Origin of the sequence: Streptomyces sp. OR43, assembly GCF_008042275.1 — a bacterium.
Classification (GTDB): domain Bacteria; phylum Actinomycetota; class Actinomycetes; order Streptomycetales; family Streptomycetaceae; genus Streptomyces.
Genome location: NZ_RDBK01000015.1, coordinates 1 through 15,227, shown reverse-complemented (window position 1 = coordinate 15,227; position 15,227 = coordinate 1). Strand labels below are relative to the sequence as shown.

At 71.1% G+C, this 15,227-nt stretch carries 18 protein-coding genes and 1 pseudogene; 5 read left to right on the top strand and 14 right to left on the bottom strand.

Annotated features, from left to right (window positions below):
• Positions 1-31 precede the first annotated feature (31 nt).
• Entirely contained in the window at positions 32-1,234 is a 1,203-nt protein-coding gene (locus tag EAO72_RS08965; RefSeq protein ID WP_148016736.1) for a serine/threonine-protein kinase, read from the top strand.
• Between the two features lie 258 nt (positions 1,235-1,492).
• Here EAO72_RS08965 and EAO72_RS08960 read toward each other — a convergent pair whose 3' ends face one another.
• The 7 genes from EAO72_RS08960 to EAO72_RS08925 form a co-directional block, all read right to left on the bottom strand.
• Positions 1,493-1,696 (bottom strand): cold-shock protein, encoded by a 204-nt coding sequence (locus EAO72_RS08960; protein ID WP_148016720.1) that lies wholly within the window; start codon positions 1,694-1,696, stop codon positions 1,493-1,495.
• Between the two features lie 405 nt (positions 1,697-2,101).
• Entirely contained in the window at positions 2,102-2,440 is a 339-nt protein-coding gene (locus EAO72_RS08955; protein WP_148016719.1) for a MerR family transcriptional regulator, read from the bottom strand.
• 932 nt (positions 2,441-3,372) lie between these two features.
• Complete coding sequence (locus EAO72_RS08950) at positions 3,373-3,792, bottom strand: DUF4260 family protein (RefSeq protein WP_148016718.1); 420 nt, start codon at positions 3,790-3,792, stop codon at positions 3,373-3,375.
• Positions 3,793-3,888: 96 nt separating this feature from the next.
• Positions 3,889-4,812: a prolipoprotein diacylglyceryl transferase gene (lgt, locus tag EAO72_RS08945; RefSeq protein ID WP_148016717.1), complete on the bottom strand. Its 924-nt coding sequence runs from the start codon at positions 4,810-4,812 to the stop codon at positions 3,889-3,891.
• A gap of 235 nt (positions 4,813-5,047) precedes the next feature.
• On the bottom strand, positions 5,048-5,596 hold the full coding sequence (locus EAO72_RS08940) for a TetR/AcrR family transcriptional regulator (protein ID WP_148016716.1): 549 nt from the start codon (positions 5,594-5,596) through the stop codon (positions 5,048-5,050).
• Between the two features lie 492 nt (positions 5,597-6,088).
• Positions 6,089-6,544 (bottom strand): VOC family protein, encoded by a 456-nt coding sequence (locus EAO72_RS08930; RefSeq protein WP_148016715.1) that lies wholly within the window; start codon positions 6,542-6,544, stop codon positions 6,089-6,091.
• Positions 6,545-6,625: 81 nt separating this feature from the next.
• A complete protein-coding gene (locus EAO72_RS08925) occupies positions 6,626-7,204 on the bottom strand; it encodes a dienelactone hydrolase family protein (protein WP_148016714.1) in 579 nt (192 codons plus the stop codon).
• Positions 7,205-7,289: 85 nt separating this feature from the next.
• Here EAO72_RS08925 and EAO72_RS08920 point away from each other — a divergent pair, with 85 nt between their 5' ends.
• Positions 7,290-7,883, top strand: coding sequence for an ArsR/SmtB family transcription factor (locus EAO72_RS08920; protein ID WP_148016713.1), 594 nt, complete (start codon positions 7,290-7,292; stop codon positions 7,881-7,883).
• Between the two features lie 27 nt (positions 7,884-7,910).
• Here EAO72_RS08920 and EAO72_RS08915 read toward each other — a convergent pair whose 3' ends face one another.
• The 3 genes from EAO72_RS08915 to EAO72_RS08905 are packed head-to-tail and all read right to left on the bottom strand — an operon-like array spanning position 7,911 to position 10,431.
• On the bottom strand, positions 7,911-9,005 hold the full coding sequence (locus EAO72_RS08915; protein ID WP_148016712.1) for a sensor histidine kinase: 1,095 nt from the start codon (positions 9,003-9,005) through the stop codon (positions 7,911-7,913).
• Positions 8,998-9,717 carry a response regulator transcription factor gene (locus tag EAO72_RS08910; protein ID WP_148016711.1) on the bottom strand — a complete coding sequence of 240 codons (720 nt, stop codon included), beginning with the start codon at positions 9,715-9,717 and terminating at the stop codon, positions 8,998-9,000. Before EAO72_RS08910 ends, EAO72_RS08915 begins: the two co-directional genes overlap by 8 nt.
• A gap of 9 nt (positions 9,718-9,726) precedes the next feature.
• Entirely contained in the window at positions 9,727-10,431 is a 705-nt protein-coding gene (locus tag EAO72_RS08905) for a VanZ family protein (RefSeq protein WP_148016710.1), read from the bottom strand.
• Positions 10,432-10,561: 130 nt separating this feature from the next.
• On the opposite strand from EAO72_RS08905, the gene EAO72_RS08900 reads away from it, so the two are divergent.
• The gene (locus EAO72_RS08900; protein WP_148016709.1) at positions 10,562-11,218 is read left to right on the top strand and encodes a maleylpyruvate isomerase N-terminal domain-containing protein; all 657 of its coding nucleotides are present in this window, start codon (positions 10,562-10,564) and stop codon (positions 11,216-11,218) included.
• Positions 11,219-11,323: 105 nt separating this feature from the next.
• Here EAO72_RS08900 and EAO72_RS08895 read toward each other — a convergent pair.
• A pseudogene (locus EAO72_RS08895) lies at positions 11,324-11,485 on the bottom strand (type II toxin-antitoxin system Phd/YefM family antitoxin); the annotation flags it as partial.
• 138 nt (positions 11,486-11,623) lie between these two features.
• Between EAO72_RS08895 and EAO72_RS08890 the strand changes: the two are divergent.
• Together EAO72_RS08890 and EAO72_RS08885 are read left to right on the top strand one after the other, a co-directional pair.
• Positions 11,624-12,232 carry a TetR/AcrR family transcriptional regulator gene (locus EAO72_RS08890; protein ID WP_187284979.1) on the top strand — a complete coding sequence of 203 codons (609 nt, stop codon included), beginning with the start codon at positions 11,624-11,626 and terminating at the stop codon, positions 12,230-12,232.
• Between the two features lie 49 nt (positions 12,233-12,281).
• Complete coding sequence (locus tag EAO72_RS08885) at positions 12,282-12,902, top strand: SRPBCC domain-containing protein (protein WP_148016707.1); 621 nt, start codon at positions 12,282-12,284, stop codon at positions 12,900-12,902.
• Between the two features lie 19 nt (positions 12,903-12,921).
• Here the strand turns inward: EAO72_RS08885 and EAO72_RS08880 are convergent, their stop codons facing one another.
• The 3 genes from EAO72_RS08880 to EAO72_RS08870 all read right to left on the bottom strand — a co-directional run.
• Positions 12,922-13,746, bottom strand: a complete 825-nt coding sequence (locus tag EAO72_RS08880; RefSeq protein ID WP_148016706.1) for an HAD family hydrolase — start codon at positions 13,744-13,746, stop codon at positions 12,922-12,924.
• Positions 13,743-14,570 carry an inositol monophosphatase family protein gene (locus tag EAO72_RS08875; RefSeq protein WP_148016705.1) on the bottom strand — a complete coding sequence of 276 codons (828 nt, stop codon included), beginning with the start codon at positions 14,568-14,570 and terminating at the stop codon, positions 13,743-13,745. Before EAO72_RS08875 ends, EAO72_RS08880 begins: the two co-directional genes overlap by 4 nt.
• On the bottom strand, positions 14,567-15,227 hold a 661-nt coding region (locus EAO72_RS08870), incomplete at its 5' end, for an HAD family hydrolase (protein ID WP_148016704.1). The genes EAO72_RS08870 and EAO72_RS08875, both read right to left, overlap by 4 nt.

The following is a 15,227-nucleotide window of genomic DNA, read 5'->3' as shown; positions in this document are numbered from 1 at the left end:
AGCCGCCGGAATACAGGGGGGCGTGCGGCGCATGGGGTACGGGGCGGATGGTGCGGGACTGCCGACGAGTGTCGGCGGGTACGCCGTGGAGCGGGAGCTGGGCGCCGGCGGGATGGGCGTCGTCTATCTGGCGCGGTCACGCGGCGGGCGTGCGGTGGCCGTGAAGGTGGCGCGCTCGGAGCTCGCGACCGACCCGCACTTCCGGGAGCGGTTCCGCGCCGAGGTCGAGGCCGCGCGCAGTGTGGGCGGCTTCCACACAGCGCCGGTGGTGGACGCGGACCCGACGGCGGCGGCGCCCTGGCTGGCCACGGCGTACATCCCCGGGCCCACACTCGGCGCGCTGATCGAGGCCGAGGGCCCGATGGGCGAGGCGCCGCTGCGGCAGCTGGGCGCGGCGCTCGCCGAGGCGCTGGCGGCGATCCACCGCTGCGGACTGGTGCACCGCGACCTCAAGCCCGGGAACATCATCATGGCCTCGGACGGGCCGCGGGTCCTGGACTTCGGCATCGCGCGGGCGCTGGAGTCGACCCGCCTGACGGCCACCGGTGTTGCCTTCGGGACGCCGGGCTTCCTGGCGCCCGAGCAGGCGCAGGGGCTCGAAGTCGGAGGCGCTGCCGATGTGTTCGCGCTCGGGGCCGTGCTCGTCGCGGCAGCGGGCGGAGCGGCTTTCGGGGCGGGTACGCCGATGGGGCTGATGTACCGGTCGGTGCACGAGGCGCCGGATCTTACCGTGGTGCCGGAGGGGCTGCGGCCGATCGTCGCGTCGTGCCTGGCGAAGGAGCCCGGTGAACGACCCACGCCGGAGCGGCTGTTGGACCTGTTCGTGCCCAGTGGCCCGACGTACACCCCGACGGTGGCGGTGCCGCCTCCACCTGCGTACGCACCCGCCGCCGCAGCTGCCGTCCCGTTCCACCGGGCGCCGACCGGATTCGGGCCGCCGAACTATGTGGAACCCGACACCGGGGCCGACATGGACTTCATGGCGGTCGGCCCTGACAGCTTCCTCCTGGTCCATGCGGCGGGGGTCGAGCTCGGTACGCCGGCCGGTGAAGTGCGGTTCACGTGGGCGGACATCAGCACGGTCGAGTACGCGGCGACGAGCCCGAAGCACCTGGGCGTCACCGTCCGGCTCCGCAACGGTGCCGCCTACCCGTGCGTGATCGCCGCTCGGAAGCGGGCCCGGCTGCGGGAGTGGCTGGAGGACCTGCCGCTGATCCTGGAGTACTTCAGTTAGGGCGGAGCGATGATCCGTGCGCGAGGGATCCATTCAGAACCTTCATTGATACGGCGTGCGTCAATGAATTCCCGGAATTCGACATCATGCGGGCGTGGAACAACGGCCGCTCGCGTATGTATTTCTTTGGCGAGGCCCGCAGCCTCGGGGAGGAATCCGCAGACGTTGCTGCCGAACTCGGAAAGCGCCGGGAAATGACCGTAGCCGGGGCCCGCACCCCGAGGGATGCGGGCCCCGGCTACGGAGCGCGTGCCGGCGTCAGACGGGAAGGATGTTCTCGGCCGTCGGACCCTTTTGACCCTGCGCGATGTCGAAGGTGACCTTCTGGCCTTCGAGCAGCTCGCGGAAGCCCTCGGCGGCGATGTTCGAGAAGTGGGCGAACACGTCGGCGCCGCCGCCGTCCTGCTCGATGAAGCCGAAACCCTTGGCCGCGTTGAACCACTTCACAGTGCCGGATGCCATGTCATATCTCCTTGTGGGGCAGTACGCCGGGACCCGCGATGCGCGGATGCCGGGTCGCCGCGATGATGCCCCGCCCAGAGAAATGAACCGGAAATACAAAACGCTTTCGTCGGCTGAAAGTGCCGACGAAAGCGTTGAAGTATTTGGGAAACCACAACTGCAACTGGTATCGACAGTAGCATGCACTGGGGAGTCCGGTGCGGTTAATGGTTTCGCTCTGCTCGGTGAGGTAAACACGTTGTGCGCGCGGCGCCTTAAACTCTCGTCCCACGGCCGTAGATATTGACCCACCGCACAGGCGGCGTTCCTGGAAGGAAAGTCACTGTTTCCGGCTCGGTGCCCCATCGGCCGTATGCGGGCACCGAGCCGATCAGGGCCGCGCGGCGTGGGGCGGGCCCCGTTGCCTCAGCCCGTGGTCGTCGGGCTCTCCGATTCGGCGGCGCGGCGGAATTCGGCGTTGATGCGCTGGGCTTCCTCGAGCTGGTCCTCGAGGATGATGATGCGGCAGGCGGCCTCGATGGGGGTGCCCTGGTCGACGAGTTCCCTGGCGCGTGCGGCGATGCGCAGCTGGTAGCGGGAGTAGCGGCGGTGGCCGCCCTCGGAGCGCAGCGGGGTGATGAGGCGGGCTTCGCCGATGGCCCGGAGAAAGCCCTGGGTGGTGCCGAGCATGTCGGCGGCCCGGCCCATGGTGTAGGCGGGGTAGTCGTCGTCGTCGAGCCGGCCGAACGAGTCGTCTGCCGTCATTTGCACCTCTCTGTGGAACGCGTGGAGGGGCCCGGGTGCGTATCGCACCCGGGCCCCGAAGGAACTGCTACACCATCTGTCGGCCCTGTTGAGGCGCCGACCCTATGTTTCCGCTGACCCGACCGGAAAGGTGCCGGGGTTGCGGGGATCGCGGTTGCTTGACCGGAGACCACCTCACTATCGATGTCCTGCGGTACCCGGGCTCAGAACTCGGCCTGGGCGATCCTGATGGCGGCTCCTCCGTTTCTTTCCCTCTGGGATCGATCACTTACCTACTGCTGGTACTGCTGTACTGCTTCCTGCGTACTGCTCCGTGACCTGTGACAGCGCCACTCTCCGGCAGCCAGCCCCGTCGCCCGTCGTGCGTCTGCTCCGGCTTGGAACCCCACTGCCGAACCTCCCGGTGCGCGCGCCCGCAGCCGACGCCTTCACCGAGGTGCTGCTCACTGAACTGCACTGCTGGGTCCTGCACTTGCGTGAACCGCTGTACTGCTCGTGGCGGCCCCTGATCACTGCGGGCCACCCGGTCCGGTCGTCAGTCCCGTCGCCGTCCTGCAACAAACCTGGCTTCGAAACTCCACCACCGCACCGTCCTGCGGACTGCGTTTACTGCTGCCCGGCAGTTCATCTCTGCCGGGCCTTGCTCGATCTCGGCTACAAGAGAAACCATAGCCAGGCCACCGCCCAATGTCTACTGCGAGCGGGACAGATTTTCGGCGTCGGGGCAGAAAGATAGTCGGCCGCCGCCGCCGTACGGTCGTCCCTGGTCGAGCGCACCGCGCTCGGCAGGCTCCAGCTCGGTGGTGCGGAGGTAGTCGGCGGACGTCGAGGATGGGCCCGGTGCCGCGTACGAGGCGGAACATCTCGGAGATGTGCACGGTGTCCCCGGTCCGCGCGCAGTCGAGGAGCGCGCGAAGCTGCTTGGTAGGCGCTCAGCGCTGCCAGCCGTCGGCAGTGCGCAGTCCGTAGCCGAGCGCCCGGTCCGAGGCGATGTGCAGCAGCCAGCCGAGCGCGAAAGTGAACAGCCCGACGTTGGCACCTGGTCCGTCGCCCGGCAGGAAGGGGACGACGATGAGCCCCAGAAGGGGGACGATCGGCCGGTGGGCGAGGTTGTAGGCGGGCACCTTGCCGCGTGGGAGCTGCCCGGGTTCGCGCGGCCCCGACGGCCCGACGAGCAGCGTCAGGTCGGGAGCGATGAAGCCCAGTACGCCCAGTGGAATCGTCCCGCCGCCGTGGTTGACCATCTCGAGCACGGTCCAGGCCAGCAGAAACACAGAGAGCAGGGCCCAGGCGCCGCGGACCAGGCCCGATGCCGAACTCCGGTTGGTCTTGTGGCGCGTTGGGGATGTCATGCGTTCACTCCTTGCGAGGCGACGATGGCGAGATCCACTTGGGGCGGAGCGCTAAGGGTTCGGAGTAGCTCTCCTGGAGTGAGTTCGTTCGGACCGTCAGTCGGCATTCGCCCTGGCCGGGGTGCCGGTGGACGCGTCGGCGTTTGATGTCGGCATGGTGTTACGAGGCTTGCCGCCCTTCTCCGTTCCGCCCTCGCCCTGGGGCCGCGACAGGTTTTCGATGCCGGGGAGGCGGCGGGCCGATACGACGAGGTAGGCGATCGCGCCGAGGAAGACCGCGACGGAGGTCCAGTCGTTCAGGCGCAGGCCGAGGAACGTGTGGGCCTCGTCGATGCGCAGGTACTCCGTCCAGAATCGGCCAGCCGTGTAGGCGGCGGCATACAGGGCGAAGGCCCGGCCGTGGCCGAGTGCGAACCGCCGGGCCGCCCAGAGCACCAGTGCGGCGACGCCGATGTCCCAGAGTGACTCGTAGAGGAAGGTGGGGTGATACGTGGCGATGTCGAGCATTCCGAAGGGGCGGTGTGCGCGGTCGATCTCCAGGCCCCAAGGGAGCGTGGTGGGGCGGCCGTAGAGCTCCTGGTTGAACCAGTTGCCCCAGCGGCCGATCGCCTGGGCCACGGCGATGCCCGGGGCGATGGCGTCCGCGAAGGCGGGAAGGGGGATGCGGCGGCGACGGCAGCCGATCCACGCGCCCAGGCCGCCCAGGGCGATGGCGCCCCAGATGCCGAGCCCGCCCTCCCACACGTACAGAGCCCGGATCGGCTCGCCGTGGTCGCCGAAGTACGCGTCGGGGCTGGTGAGCACGTGGTACAGCCGTCCGCCGACGAGGCCGAACGGCACGGCCCAGATGGTGATGTCGGCGATGACGCCCCGGTCCCCGCCCCGTGCGACCCAGCGCCGGTTGCCGAGCCGGACGGCTACGAACACGCCGAGGATGACGCAGAAGGCGTACGCCCTCAACGGCACCGGGCCGAGCTGCAGTACCCCGGTTGATGGGCTGGGAAGGTAAGCGAGATCCATGGACACCCCGTAGCAGGCTTGGTGAAGGGGATTGGTCATCACGCGTGCACCGGACGGCCTCCTGCCGGAGCTCCTTGTCCAGGAGCGGTGACCGCTGGGCATCCCGAGCGGCAGTCGTCCGGGCATCGCCCGGTCGAGCGAGCATTCAGGGCCGGCGCCTGAGAGCGGTGCCGAGTGCGGCGATCCCTAACAGGAGCAGGGGGGAGGCCAGGAGTGGAACGCTTGGCGACGGCCGTCACAGGGCATCGCCGCCACTCTTGTTCTGGAGTAGGTCGGTGAACGCCTCGCAGCCGGTGCGCCATGTGGCATCCAGGTCCGCGCCGGGAGGGAATCGGCCGTCGAGTTCAAGTGTCACCATGCCGTGGACGAACGCCCAGAACGACCGCGCGATATCGATGTCGCCATGCACCGCGCGGGCCAGGGGCATCGCCGCGCGGTCTTCGAGCCCTTCGGGGAGCGCGGCGCGGGCGAGCGGGCGAGTGTGGGTAAGGCGGTAGAGATGCGGACCGGCGAGCGCATGCTGCCGATAGGCGCTCGCGAGCACCAGCAGGGGCGGATCGTCGCCGATCTCGGCCTCGGCAGCCTCCATGTCCTGCGCCAGGCGAACCATCCCCTGAGCTTGAAGCCCGGCCTCGACAGCGGCCTTGTCGGGAAAGTGCTTGTACAAGGAAGGCGCCCGGATGCCGACGCGCTCGGCAATGCGTCGCATCGACAACGCCTCCGGCCCTTCAGCGTCGAGCAACTCCCGGGCAGCGGCCATGATCTGCCGCGCACGGTTGTCCATGACGGGCCGCACTGTTTCGCCTAGGGGAGTGTTCACTGCAGCCCTTTCGCTCCGCGAATGATCAACGCGGCTAACGCCGTTAGTTATGGGGCGTCAAGTTACGGCTACTGGCGTTAGCCGTCAAGGGCGGCCGGGGTGAACTCAGGTCCCCTCGCAGTGAATCGCGGGAGAGCGCCACCAAGACGGCGCATCCGCCCGCTCCCCGGAGCGGTGCTCCCGCCCCGGCGTCGACTCGGTTGCCCGGTACGTTGCCGAACGCGACCCCGCTGCACGCCGCCGCATGTAAATCCGAGCGCATCAGGGTGATCGTTCTCAGCGCCAACCGCTGTACCGACGTCCCCCTAGGTCGTGTGCGACCTGCGGGTCTGCGCCGAGATCTTCGCCGGGGCGGCCGCCGACGCGGATCGCCCCGCGCGAGGGCGGGGCGACAGGGCGGCCGCCCGGGCATGTCCGGCGGGCTGTGGCGACCCGTTCGTGCCGCCGCGACTGCTGTCAGACGACGTCGAATTCGTTGCCCTCGGGGTCCTGCATGGCGGCGGCGAAGAACTCCATGTCCGGCTCCTCCCTGATCTGGAGCACGGTGGCGCCGGCGGCGACCAGCCGCTCCGCCGTGGCCCTGACCCGCTGGGCGCGGACGTCCACCGGGACGGCGCGGCCCCCGCCGACCTTCAGGTCGAAGTGCCAGCGGTTCTTGGCGGCCTTCGGCTCCGGAACCTTCTGGAACCACACCCTCGGTCCCTTCCCCGCGGGGTCGATGATCGACTCCGGGATGTCGCCGGCACCCGGCGGCAACTCCTCCTCGGGCACCCCCATGTCCTCCCAGTACGCACGCCACGTGGCGTGCCCGGACGGCGGAGGCTCGGGGACGTAACCCAGGGCCTCGGCCCAGAAGGCCACCATCCTCTGTGGATCGGAGCAGTCAATCGTCAGCTGCACGGTCATCTCCATGCCTGGGAGCATCCCAGGCAGGTCTGACAGCCGGCCCCCGTTCGCGGCACGTCCGGCCGAGTCGGGGCGGGGTCCGTCCGGCTACCGCAGACCGTTCAGGAACTCGATGGCCCGCCCGGTCAGCAGCTCCGCCGCGGCCCGGTCGTAGGACGGCAGCGAGGAGTCCACGAATAGATGGTTCTTGCCGGAGTAGAGGAACAGCTCGGCTTCCTCCGTCGCGTCGGTCAGCTCCGTGGCGGCGTCCAGGTCTCCTTCCTCGGCGAAGAACGGGTCGCCGTCCATCCCGTGCACCTGCACCGGGACGCCGGCCGGCCAGGCCTCGCCGAACTCGGAGACGGGCAGGCAGGCGTCGACGAGCAGCGCGCCCTTGGCGCCGGGACGGGTCTGGGCCAGGCGCTGCGCCGGCATGACGCCGAGGGAGAAGCCCATGTAGACGATGTCCTCGCCGAGCGGCTGCGCAGCGGCGATTCCGCGCTCCATGACGGTGCCGAATCCCGTCCGGCTCGCATGGCCGATGCCGTCCTCCAGGGTCTTGAAGGTGTGCCCCTCATAGAGGTCCGGCACATGCACGGTGTGGCCCGCCCGGCGGAGTTCGGCCGCGAAGGCCTCGACCCCGGTGGTCAGCCCCTGCGCGTGATGGAACAGCACAACCTCGGTCATCGTCTGCCCGCCTTCAACTCGCTGATTCGTCCTGATGAACGATCCAAAAGTTTGGAACAATCCGCGATGCTAGTCTAATCGAATTATGCCGAGCAATACTCCGGACTACGACCTCGACGAAACGATCGAGCTCACCACCGCCGAGCAGGTGCGGGCCATCGGAGACCCCCTGCGCACCACGCTCCTCGGTCTGCTGCACGAGCGCGCCGCGACGGTCACCGAGCTCGCCGCCGCGGTCAAGCGGCCGAAGAGCACCGTCGCGCATCATGTCGGGGTCCTGACCAAGGCCGGTCTGCTGCGTGTGGTGCGGACCCGCAGGGTCCGGGCGATCGAGGAGCGCTACTACGGCCGCACCGCGCGGATGTTCTTCGTCGGCCTGGGCAGGCAGTCACCCGACGGTCAACTGCCGCCCGACTTCAACGACTTCGAGGTCGCGGCGAAGGAGTCGGCCCCGGCGTACGAGCTCGGGCAGCTGCGGGGGTTCATCCGGCGGGCCCGGATCTCCGACGAGCAGGCGGCCGCGTTCTGGGAGCGCGTCGAGCAGGTGATCCACGAGTTCGACACGCTGCCGCGCAGTGGTGACACGGTCCACGGATTCGCCGTCGGGGTCTATCCCATCCCCGGCTTCCCGACCCTGCCGCCCGCGCCGCCCGCGCCGCCCGCTGAGGAACAGGACTGACGCCTCCGCTCGTCCGGCCGGGTCCGGTCAGCCGGCTGCCCGGCTCCCCGTGCCCGGCAGTCTGACCGTGACGAGGAGGCCGCCCGTGGGGCGGGCGGCGAGGTCGAGGGTTCCGGCGTGGGCGCGGACGATGCTGTGCACGATGGCCAGGCCGAGCCCGGCGCCCGCGTGTTCGTCCGTGCGCACGCGTTCCGTACCGCGCTGGAAGGGTTCGGTCAGGGTGGGCACGAGTTCCGGGGGCAGCACGCGGCCCGTGTTCTCGACCCGCAGCACGCTGGTGTCGCCGTGCGCCTCCGTGTGGACCGTGACCGTGCCGCCCGTGGGCAGATTGTGGACGACGGCGTTCTGGACGAGGTTCGTCACCATCCGCAGCAGGAGCTCCTCGGAGCCGCTGGTCCGGGCCGCCGTGCCGGTGACGTCGAGGGTGATCCGGCGTCCTTCGGCGAGCGGGAGCAGCGTCTCGGCGGCTTCCTCGGCGAGGAGCGAGAGGTCGACGTTCTCCCTCGTGAACGTGGAGCGGTCGCTGCGGCTGAGGAGCAGGAGCGCCTCGGTGAGGCCGATGGCCCGCGTGTTCACCTCGTGCAGACGGTCGATGAGCGCGTCCCGGTCCCGTGTGGGGTCCTTGCGCGCGACGTCGAGCAGCGTGCGCGAGATCGCCAGCGGGGTGCGCAGTTCGTGGGAGGCGTTCGCGGCGAACCGCTGCTGCTCGGCGACGTGGGCCTCGAGCTGTCCGAGCATCGTGTCGAACGTGTCGGCAAGCTCCCGGAACTCGTCCTGGCGGCCCTTTATCCGGATCCGGTGCGACAGCGACCCGGATCCGGCCCGCCGTGCCGCGTCCGTGATCTGTGTGAGCGGCGCGAGCATCCGGCCGGCCAGGAACCATCCGCCCACGAGGCCGAACACGAGCAGCGCGGCCATCGCGACGGCGGCGGGCGGCGCGAACGTGTGGATGAGGAGGTAGCGGTTGGGCGAGATCCCGAGCAGGCCCTGCGGGTTGTCGGGTACGTAGCGCAGCAGGTAGACCCAGACCACGGCCAGCAGCAGAGCGCCGGCGACGGCGAGGAACGCGGCGTAGCTGAGGGTGAGCTTCAGCCGGACGCTGAGCCCCGGGCGTCTACGCATGGGGGCTGCCGGGGCCGGGGGCGTTCGTGGCGGCGCCCGACGCGGAGTCCGTACCCGTGTCGATCCGGTAGCCGACGCCGGGCACCGTGGCGATGAGCCACGGTTCGCCGAGCCGTTTGCGCAGGGCCGAGACGGTGATGCGTACGGCGTTGGTGAACGGGTCCGCGTTCTCGTCCCAGGCCCGTTCCAGCAACTCCTCCGCGCTGACGATGCCGCCCTCGGCGGCGACGAGGACCTCCAGCACGGCGAACTGCTTACGGGTCAGTGCGACGTACCGGCCGTCGCGGAAGACCTCCCGGCGGAACGGGTCCAGCCGCAGGCCCGCGATCTCGCGGACCGGGGGCCTGGCGTACGCGCGCCTGCGGTCGAGTGCCCTCAGCCGCAGGACCAGCTCCCGCAGTTCGAACGGCTTGGTGAGGTAGTCGTCGGCGCCGAGCCCGAACCCGGACGCCTTGTCGTCGATCCGGTCGGCGGCGGTCAGCATGAGGATCGGGATGCCGCTGCCGGAGGCGACGATGCGGCGGGCGACCTCGTCGCCGGAGGGTCCTGGGATGTCGCGGTCGAGGACGGCGAGGTCGTAGGAGTTGACGCCGAGGAGCTGCAGGGCCGTGTCGCCGTCGCCCGCGATGTCGGCGGCGATCGCCTCCAGCCGCAGACCGTCACGGACGGCCTCGGCCAGATAGGGCTCGTCCTCCACGATCAGTACGCGCATGAGTGAAGCCTAGGACCGGCCGGCCGTGGCGGGGTGGAGCCGGTCCGTGGGCGCCTGCGCCCCCGTACGCCACCAGCGGCGCGACGCGAGTCCGGCCAGTACCGCGCCGGTGGCGTTGACCAGGACGTCGTCCACGGAGGACACCCGGTCCAGCTGGAAGACGTACTGCGCGATCTCGACCAGGGCCGAGCAGCCCGCTCCGAGCGCCAGGATGCGCGGCACGGACGCCAGTGCCGCGAACCGCATCGGGGCGAAGAAGCCCAGCGACGCGAAGACCAGCAGGTTGCCGGTGATCCCGAGCGGCCCCATCGTGACCAGGTCCCGCAGCGGCACCAGGCTCACCCGGGCGGGCGCGGTGCCGGGGGCGGCGCCCGGCATCAGCGTCATCCCGAGGAACGGTGCCGTGCCGTGGACCATGCCCACCTCGGCCAGCGACATCCGCCACGGCGAGGCCCCGTCGGCGGGGCGCCGGATGCGCGCCAGCAGCCACACCACGAGCAAGGACAACGGCAGCGCGACCAGCGTCATGAGCACGAGGCCGTTGAACGTGTCGTAACAGCCGTGCCACCGCCCCGCCATGCACCGCGGCGCGGCCATCCAGAGCATCCGCCGCATGGGGAACGCGGCGGCCGCCAGGGCGAGGACCGCGAGGCCGGTGAGCACGATCCCGCGCACGCGACGGGGCGGCGCGGGCGGGGTGGTGGTGTGGGTCATGGACCTAGGGGAGTGGCAGGCCGGTTGCGGGGGCGTATGCGGTTTTCGATACGCCCGCGATACATGGCGTACCGGAGGCCGCAGACGGACGGAGGCGAGCGTCGGGGCCGGGCGCTGCTAGCTTGCGGCGATGGATCTCTTCTCCCTCTCATGGGCGGCGCTCCGCACCGCGGTCGCCGGCCTTCCGGACGAGGCCTTCGCCCGGCCGTCCGGCTGTACCGGCTGGCTCGTACGGGATCTGGTGTGCCATCTGGTCATCGACGCCCAGGACGTCCTGATCACGCTCGCCACGCCCGTCGCTGCGGAGCCGACGCGGGACGCGGCCACGTACTGGGAGGTCTCCGCCACCCCGCCGACCGGTGACGACCCGCTCGATGCCCTGACCGTGCGCCTTGCGGCGGCGTACGAGGAGCCGTGGCTGCTCAGGTTCCACCTCGACGACGTGGGGTCGGCCGCGGGCCGGGCCGCGGTTCTCGCGGATCCCACGGGCCGGGTCGGCACCCGTGAGGAGGTGTTCACGGTCGACGCGTACCTCACCACGTACGTCCTGGAGTGGACGCTGCACCATCTCGACCTCATCGCCCATCTCCCGGACGCGGCGGAACCACCGCCGGAGGGCCTCGCCCGCTCGCGTGCCCTCCTGGAGTCGATCGCCGGGGCGGCGTTCCCCGCCTCGTTCTCCGACCGGGACGCCCTGCTCATCGGCACCGGGCGACGGGCACCGACCGAGGCGGAGACGGCCCGACTCGGCGGTCTGGCCGCGCGCGTGCCGCTCTTCCTCGGGTGACGGACCTCCGTGCGGATCCCGTGGGACGGGGCGGCGACGGTCAGCCGACGCGACCCACGTGGATCACGATCACGGTGACGTGGGCTTCCCGGATTTCGTACATCACGCGGGAGCGGCCGACGTGGACCCGAGTTCCTGCGGGTTGATCAGTACGGCCGCGAACTGGCCGTGGTCGGTGATCGTGATGCGCTCCCGCGCGTTCGAGGTTCTGCGGACAAGGGAGCCGAAGCGCGCGCGAGCCTCGGTGATCGGCACTGTGTCACTCATGTAATGAAATGTGCACTTGATTGCCCTTCTGTACTGCGGGTCACTCCCCTCGCTGGTTTTCGATACGCCTGTTGCGTAACTCCCCGGGCGGCGCTACCTTCCTTTTACGAAACGGTCGTAGCGATAAGGGGTGGGCCCGTGGAACCGGCAGTCCGGCGCGGTCGGCCGCGCAGTGAGGCGGCGGACGTCCGACTCATCGGCGCGGCCCTGGAGTTGCTGCTCGAACGGGGCTACGACGCCTTCTCGGTCGACGAGGTGGCGGTGAGGGCCGGGGTCGCCAAGACCACGCTGTACCGGCGGTGGCCCACCAAGGACCACCTCGTCGTCGCCGTCGTGGCGCGGATGCAGGACGAGGTCCCCGTCGAGTACCGGGGCGACGTGCGCGCCGACCTCACCCGCTACCTCAACGCCATCGTCGACGGCCTCGGCCGGATGCGGCTCGCCGGGCGCCCCGCGGCGTCGGGCGACGCGTCCGCCGGGCTCGTCGCCGAGGTCGCCGCAGCCGCCGCGCGCCACGCGGACATCGGCTCCGCGGTGCAGGCGATGTTCGTCCGGCGCAACGCCCTGGTGCTCCGGCTCATCGAACAGGCCCGGGATGCCGGGGAGTTGCACGAGGGCGTCGAGCCCGAGGTGCTCTTCGACCAGCTGGCCGGCGCCCTGTACTACCGACTGCTCATCACCGGCCGGCCCATCGACGCCGCGTACGTCGACCGGCTGGTGGCCGGTGCGCTGCGGGGCGCCGCCTGAGGCGGGCCTGGCCCCGGACCGCGTAAACCTGACGAGAGGAAGTACGACGATGACCGCCGCCTTACCGCCCACGCAGACCGGTACACCAACGGCTCCCGATACCGCCCCCGTTCCCGCCCGGCGCCGCAGGCGTCGCGTACTCCTCGGGGCAGGGGCGGCGCTCGTCGCCCTGCTCGGCGGGTACACGGTGTGGAGCAACACCCAGCCCATCCGGCTGACCGCCTCCATCGAGATCGAGGCGTCATCCGACGAGGTCTGGCAGGTGCTGACCGACCTGTCCGCCTATCCGCGGTGGAACCCGTTCATGACATCGAGCGAGGTGACCTCGCAGGGCGGTCGCCTGGAAGAGGGCGCGACCCTGCGCAACGTGATGCACGACCGGACCGGGGACAGCGTCTTCAACCCGGAGCTCCTGACCGTGGAGCCGGGCCGGGAGCTGCGGTGGCTCGGGAGGATGGGGCCCGGCTGGATCGCGGACGGGGAGCACCGGTTCGTGATCGAGGAGATCGGCGACGGCCGGGTCCGCCTCACGCAGAGCGAGTCCTTCACCGGGGTCGCGGTGCCGTTCTTCCGGGGGAAGTTGCGGGCCGACACCCTTCCGCAGTTCCGTGCGATGAACGAGGCGCTGGCCCGGCGGGCGGAGGCGGGCACGGGCGCCGGGGGCGTCTGAGGCGCCCCCGGCCGCCGTGTCACGGCAGCGGTCCGTCCAGGACGCGCCCCACCAGGTCCGCCACCGCTCCCTCGGAGCAGGCCGCGACCACGATGTCCGCGGCCTTCAGGACCTGGGGGTGGCCGTCGCCGACCGCCGCGCCGAGGCCCGCGAGGCGGATCATGCCGGTGTCGTTGGGGTTGTCCCCGATGGCGGCGATCCGGGCGATGTCCATGCCGTAGCGGGCGGCCAGTTCGCGTAGCGCGGCCTCCTTGCCGGCGCCGGGCGGCAGTACCTCCAGGTAGGTGTCCTCCGACTGGACGAGCAGGGCGTCGGGGCAGTGGAGGGTCACCAGTCCGGCCAGGGACGCGGGACGGCGGCCGTCGGAGATCAGCATCACCTTCGTGGGCGGTCCGTCCGGCGGCCCGGGGAGCAGGGCGATGCGGTCGCGGCGGGCGTAGTCCGTCAGGGCGGGCGCGTCGCGCAGGATGTGGGCGTCGCTGCCGCTGAAGGCGACCGCGCCCACGCCGTCGGGGAGGGCGGGCACCACCAGGTCCCGGAGGCCGGGCCAGACGGGGCCCAGGTCCAGGTCCAGGAGGTGGTCGCCGGTGCGGGGGTCGGTGATGCGGGCGCCGTTGTAGAGGATCATCGGGGTGTCCAGGCCGAGTTCCCGGTGGTACGGGGTGGCGGACTGCTCGTTGCGGCCGGTGGCGATGAAGACCGTGCCGCCGCAGTCCCGGTAGCGGCGCAGCGCCTCGACGCTGCGGGGGACGAGGCGGAGGTCCCGGTCGACGAGGGTGCCGTCCAGGTCGGTGACGATCCAGGCGTGGCCCGGCCCGGGGGCGGGGGAGGGGATCGCGGTCATCGGTCCGTCCCTGCGGCCCGGGTGGTGTACCAGCGCGTGAACTCCCGCAGCGCCGTGGGCTCCAGGTCACGGGTGTACGCCAGGTAGCACGGCTGGTCCCAGCCGGGGTCCCCGCCGAACGGGACGTACGTGCCGCCCGCCCGGTCGACGAGCATATGGGCGGCGCAGATGTCCCACGCGTTGACGGTCGTGCCCAGCGCCGCGTCGCACCAGCCCGCGGCGACATGGGCGAGGGTGAGCGCGGCGCTGCCCGTGCGGCGGACGGTGCCGTAGCGGGAGACGAGGCCGGCGAACCGTACCGGGGACTCGGGGTCGCCCGACGCGAGCTCCCGGCTGTTGGGGAAGCCCGTGATGAGCAGGGCGCGCGACTCGTCGGCCGTGCCCGCCGACACCAGCGGGCGGTCGCCCAGCCGGGCGCCCGAGAGGTCGGCGGAGAAGACGTGGCCCGCGACCGGGTCGACCACGGCGGCGGCCACCGGCCGGCCGTCGATGACGGCGCCGATCGCGGTGCAGAAGAACGCCAGGCCGTGGGCGAAGTTCGCGGTGCCGTCGATCGGGTCGACGTACCAGGAGACACTGCCGCTGCCTTCCTTCCGGCCGCCCTCCTCGCCGATGACCGTGCTGTCGGGCACCTTGCCGAGCAGGGCGTGCCGGATGCGCTCCTCGGCCCGCCGGTCGTGCTCGGTCACCGGGTCGTGCTCGTCGCGCTTGAACTCCACGTCCATCCGGCCGCGGAACGCCGCCCGCAGATCGGGCGCGACGGCGAGCGCGGCCTCCACCGCCACCGTGCGCAGGTGGGCGGAGAGTTCTTCGGTCTCGTTCATGCGGGGTCCCCTCGGTCGGCCGTGTCGGGTCCTGGCAGTGCGGAACGGAGGAGTTCCAGAAGTCCTTCGCCGTCATGGACGACGGTGTCGGGCTGGGGGCGCGCGGTGGGGTCGAGGCGGTCCTCGGGGCGCATCAGGATCGTGCGTCCGACGCCCGCCCGGATGCCGCACACCACGTCGCGGTCGTAGTGGTCGCCCACGTACCAGCAGTCCGCCGGGTCCGTGCCCAGCGCCCGGGCCGCCAGCAGGAGCAGATACGGGCCGGGTTTGCGGTGTCCGGTCTCGTCCGAGTAGACCTGCACGCCGAGGTGGGGCGCGAGGCCGCCGGCCGCCGCCATCTCGCGGTTGAGCGCGCCGGCCAGGGTGTTGCTGACGATGCCGGTGCGGATGCCGTGCTCTTCGCAGAGGAGGAGTACGTCGGTCATGGCGGGGTCGTGGGCCTTGTCGCTCTCGGCGAGCACCAGGGCGCGGCACAGCGCCGTCGCCTCGGCCGTGACCGCGGCGCGGGCCGGTGCGGGCCAGTCGGCCGCGATGAACTCCGACCACAGCTCCCGGTGGGTGACCTCGCGCGGGGCGGTGGAGCGGGCGTTGCCGTTCTTCCAGTCACCGTACGCGGCCCGGCCCGCGCGGATGTCGTGCAGCACGCGCTCCCGGTCC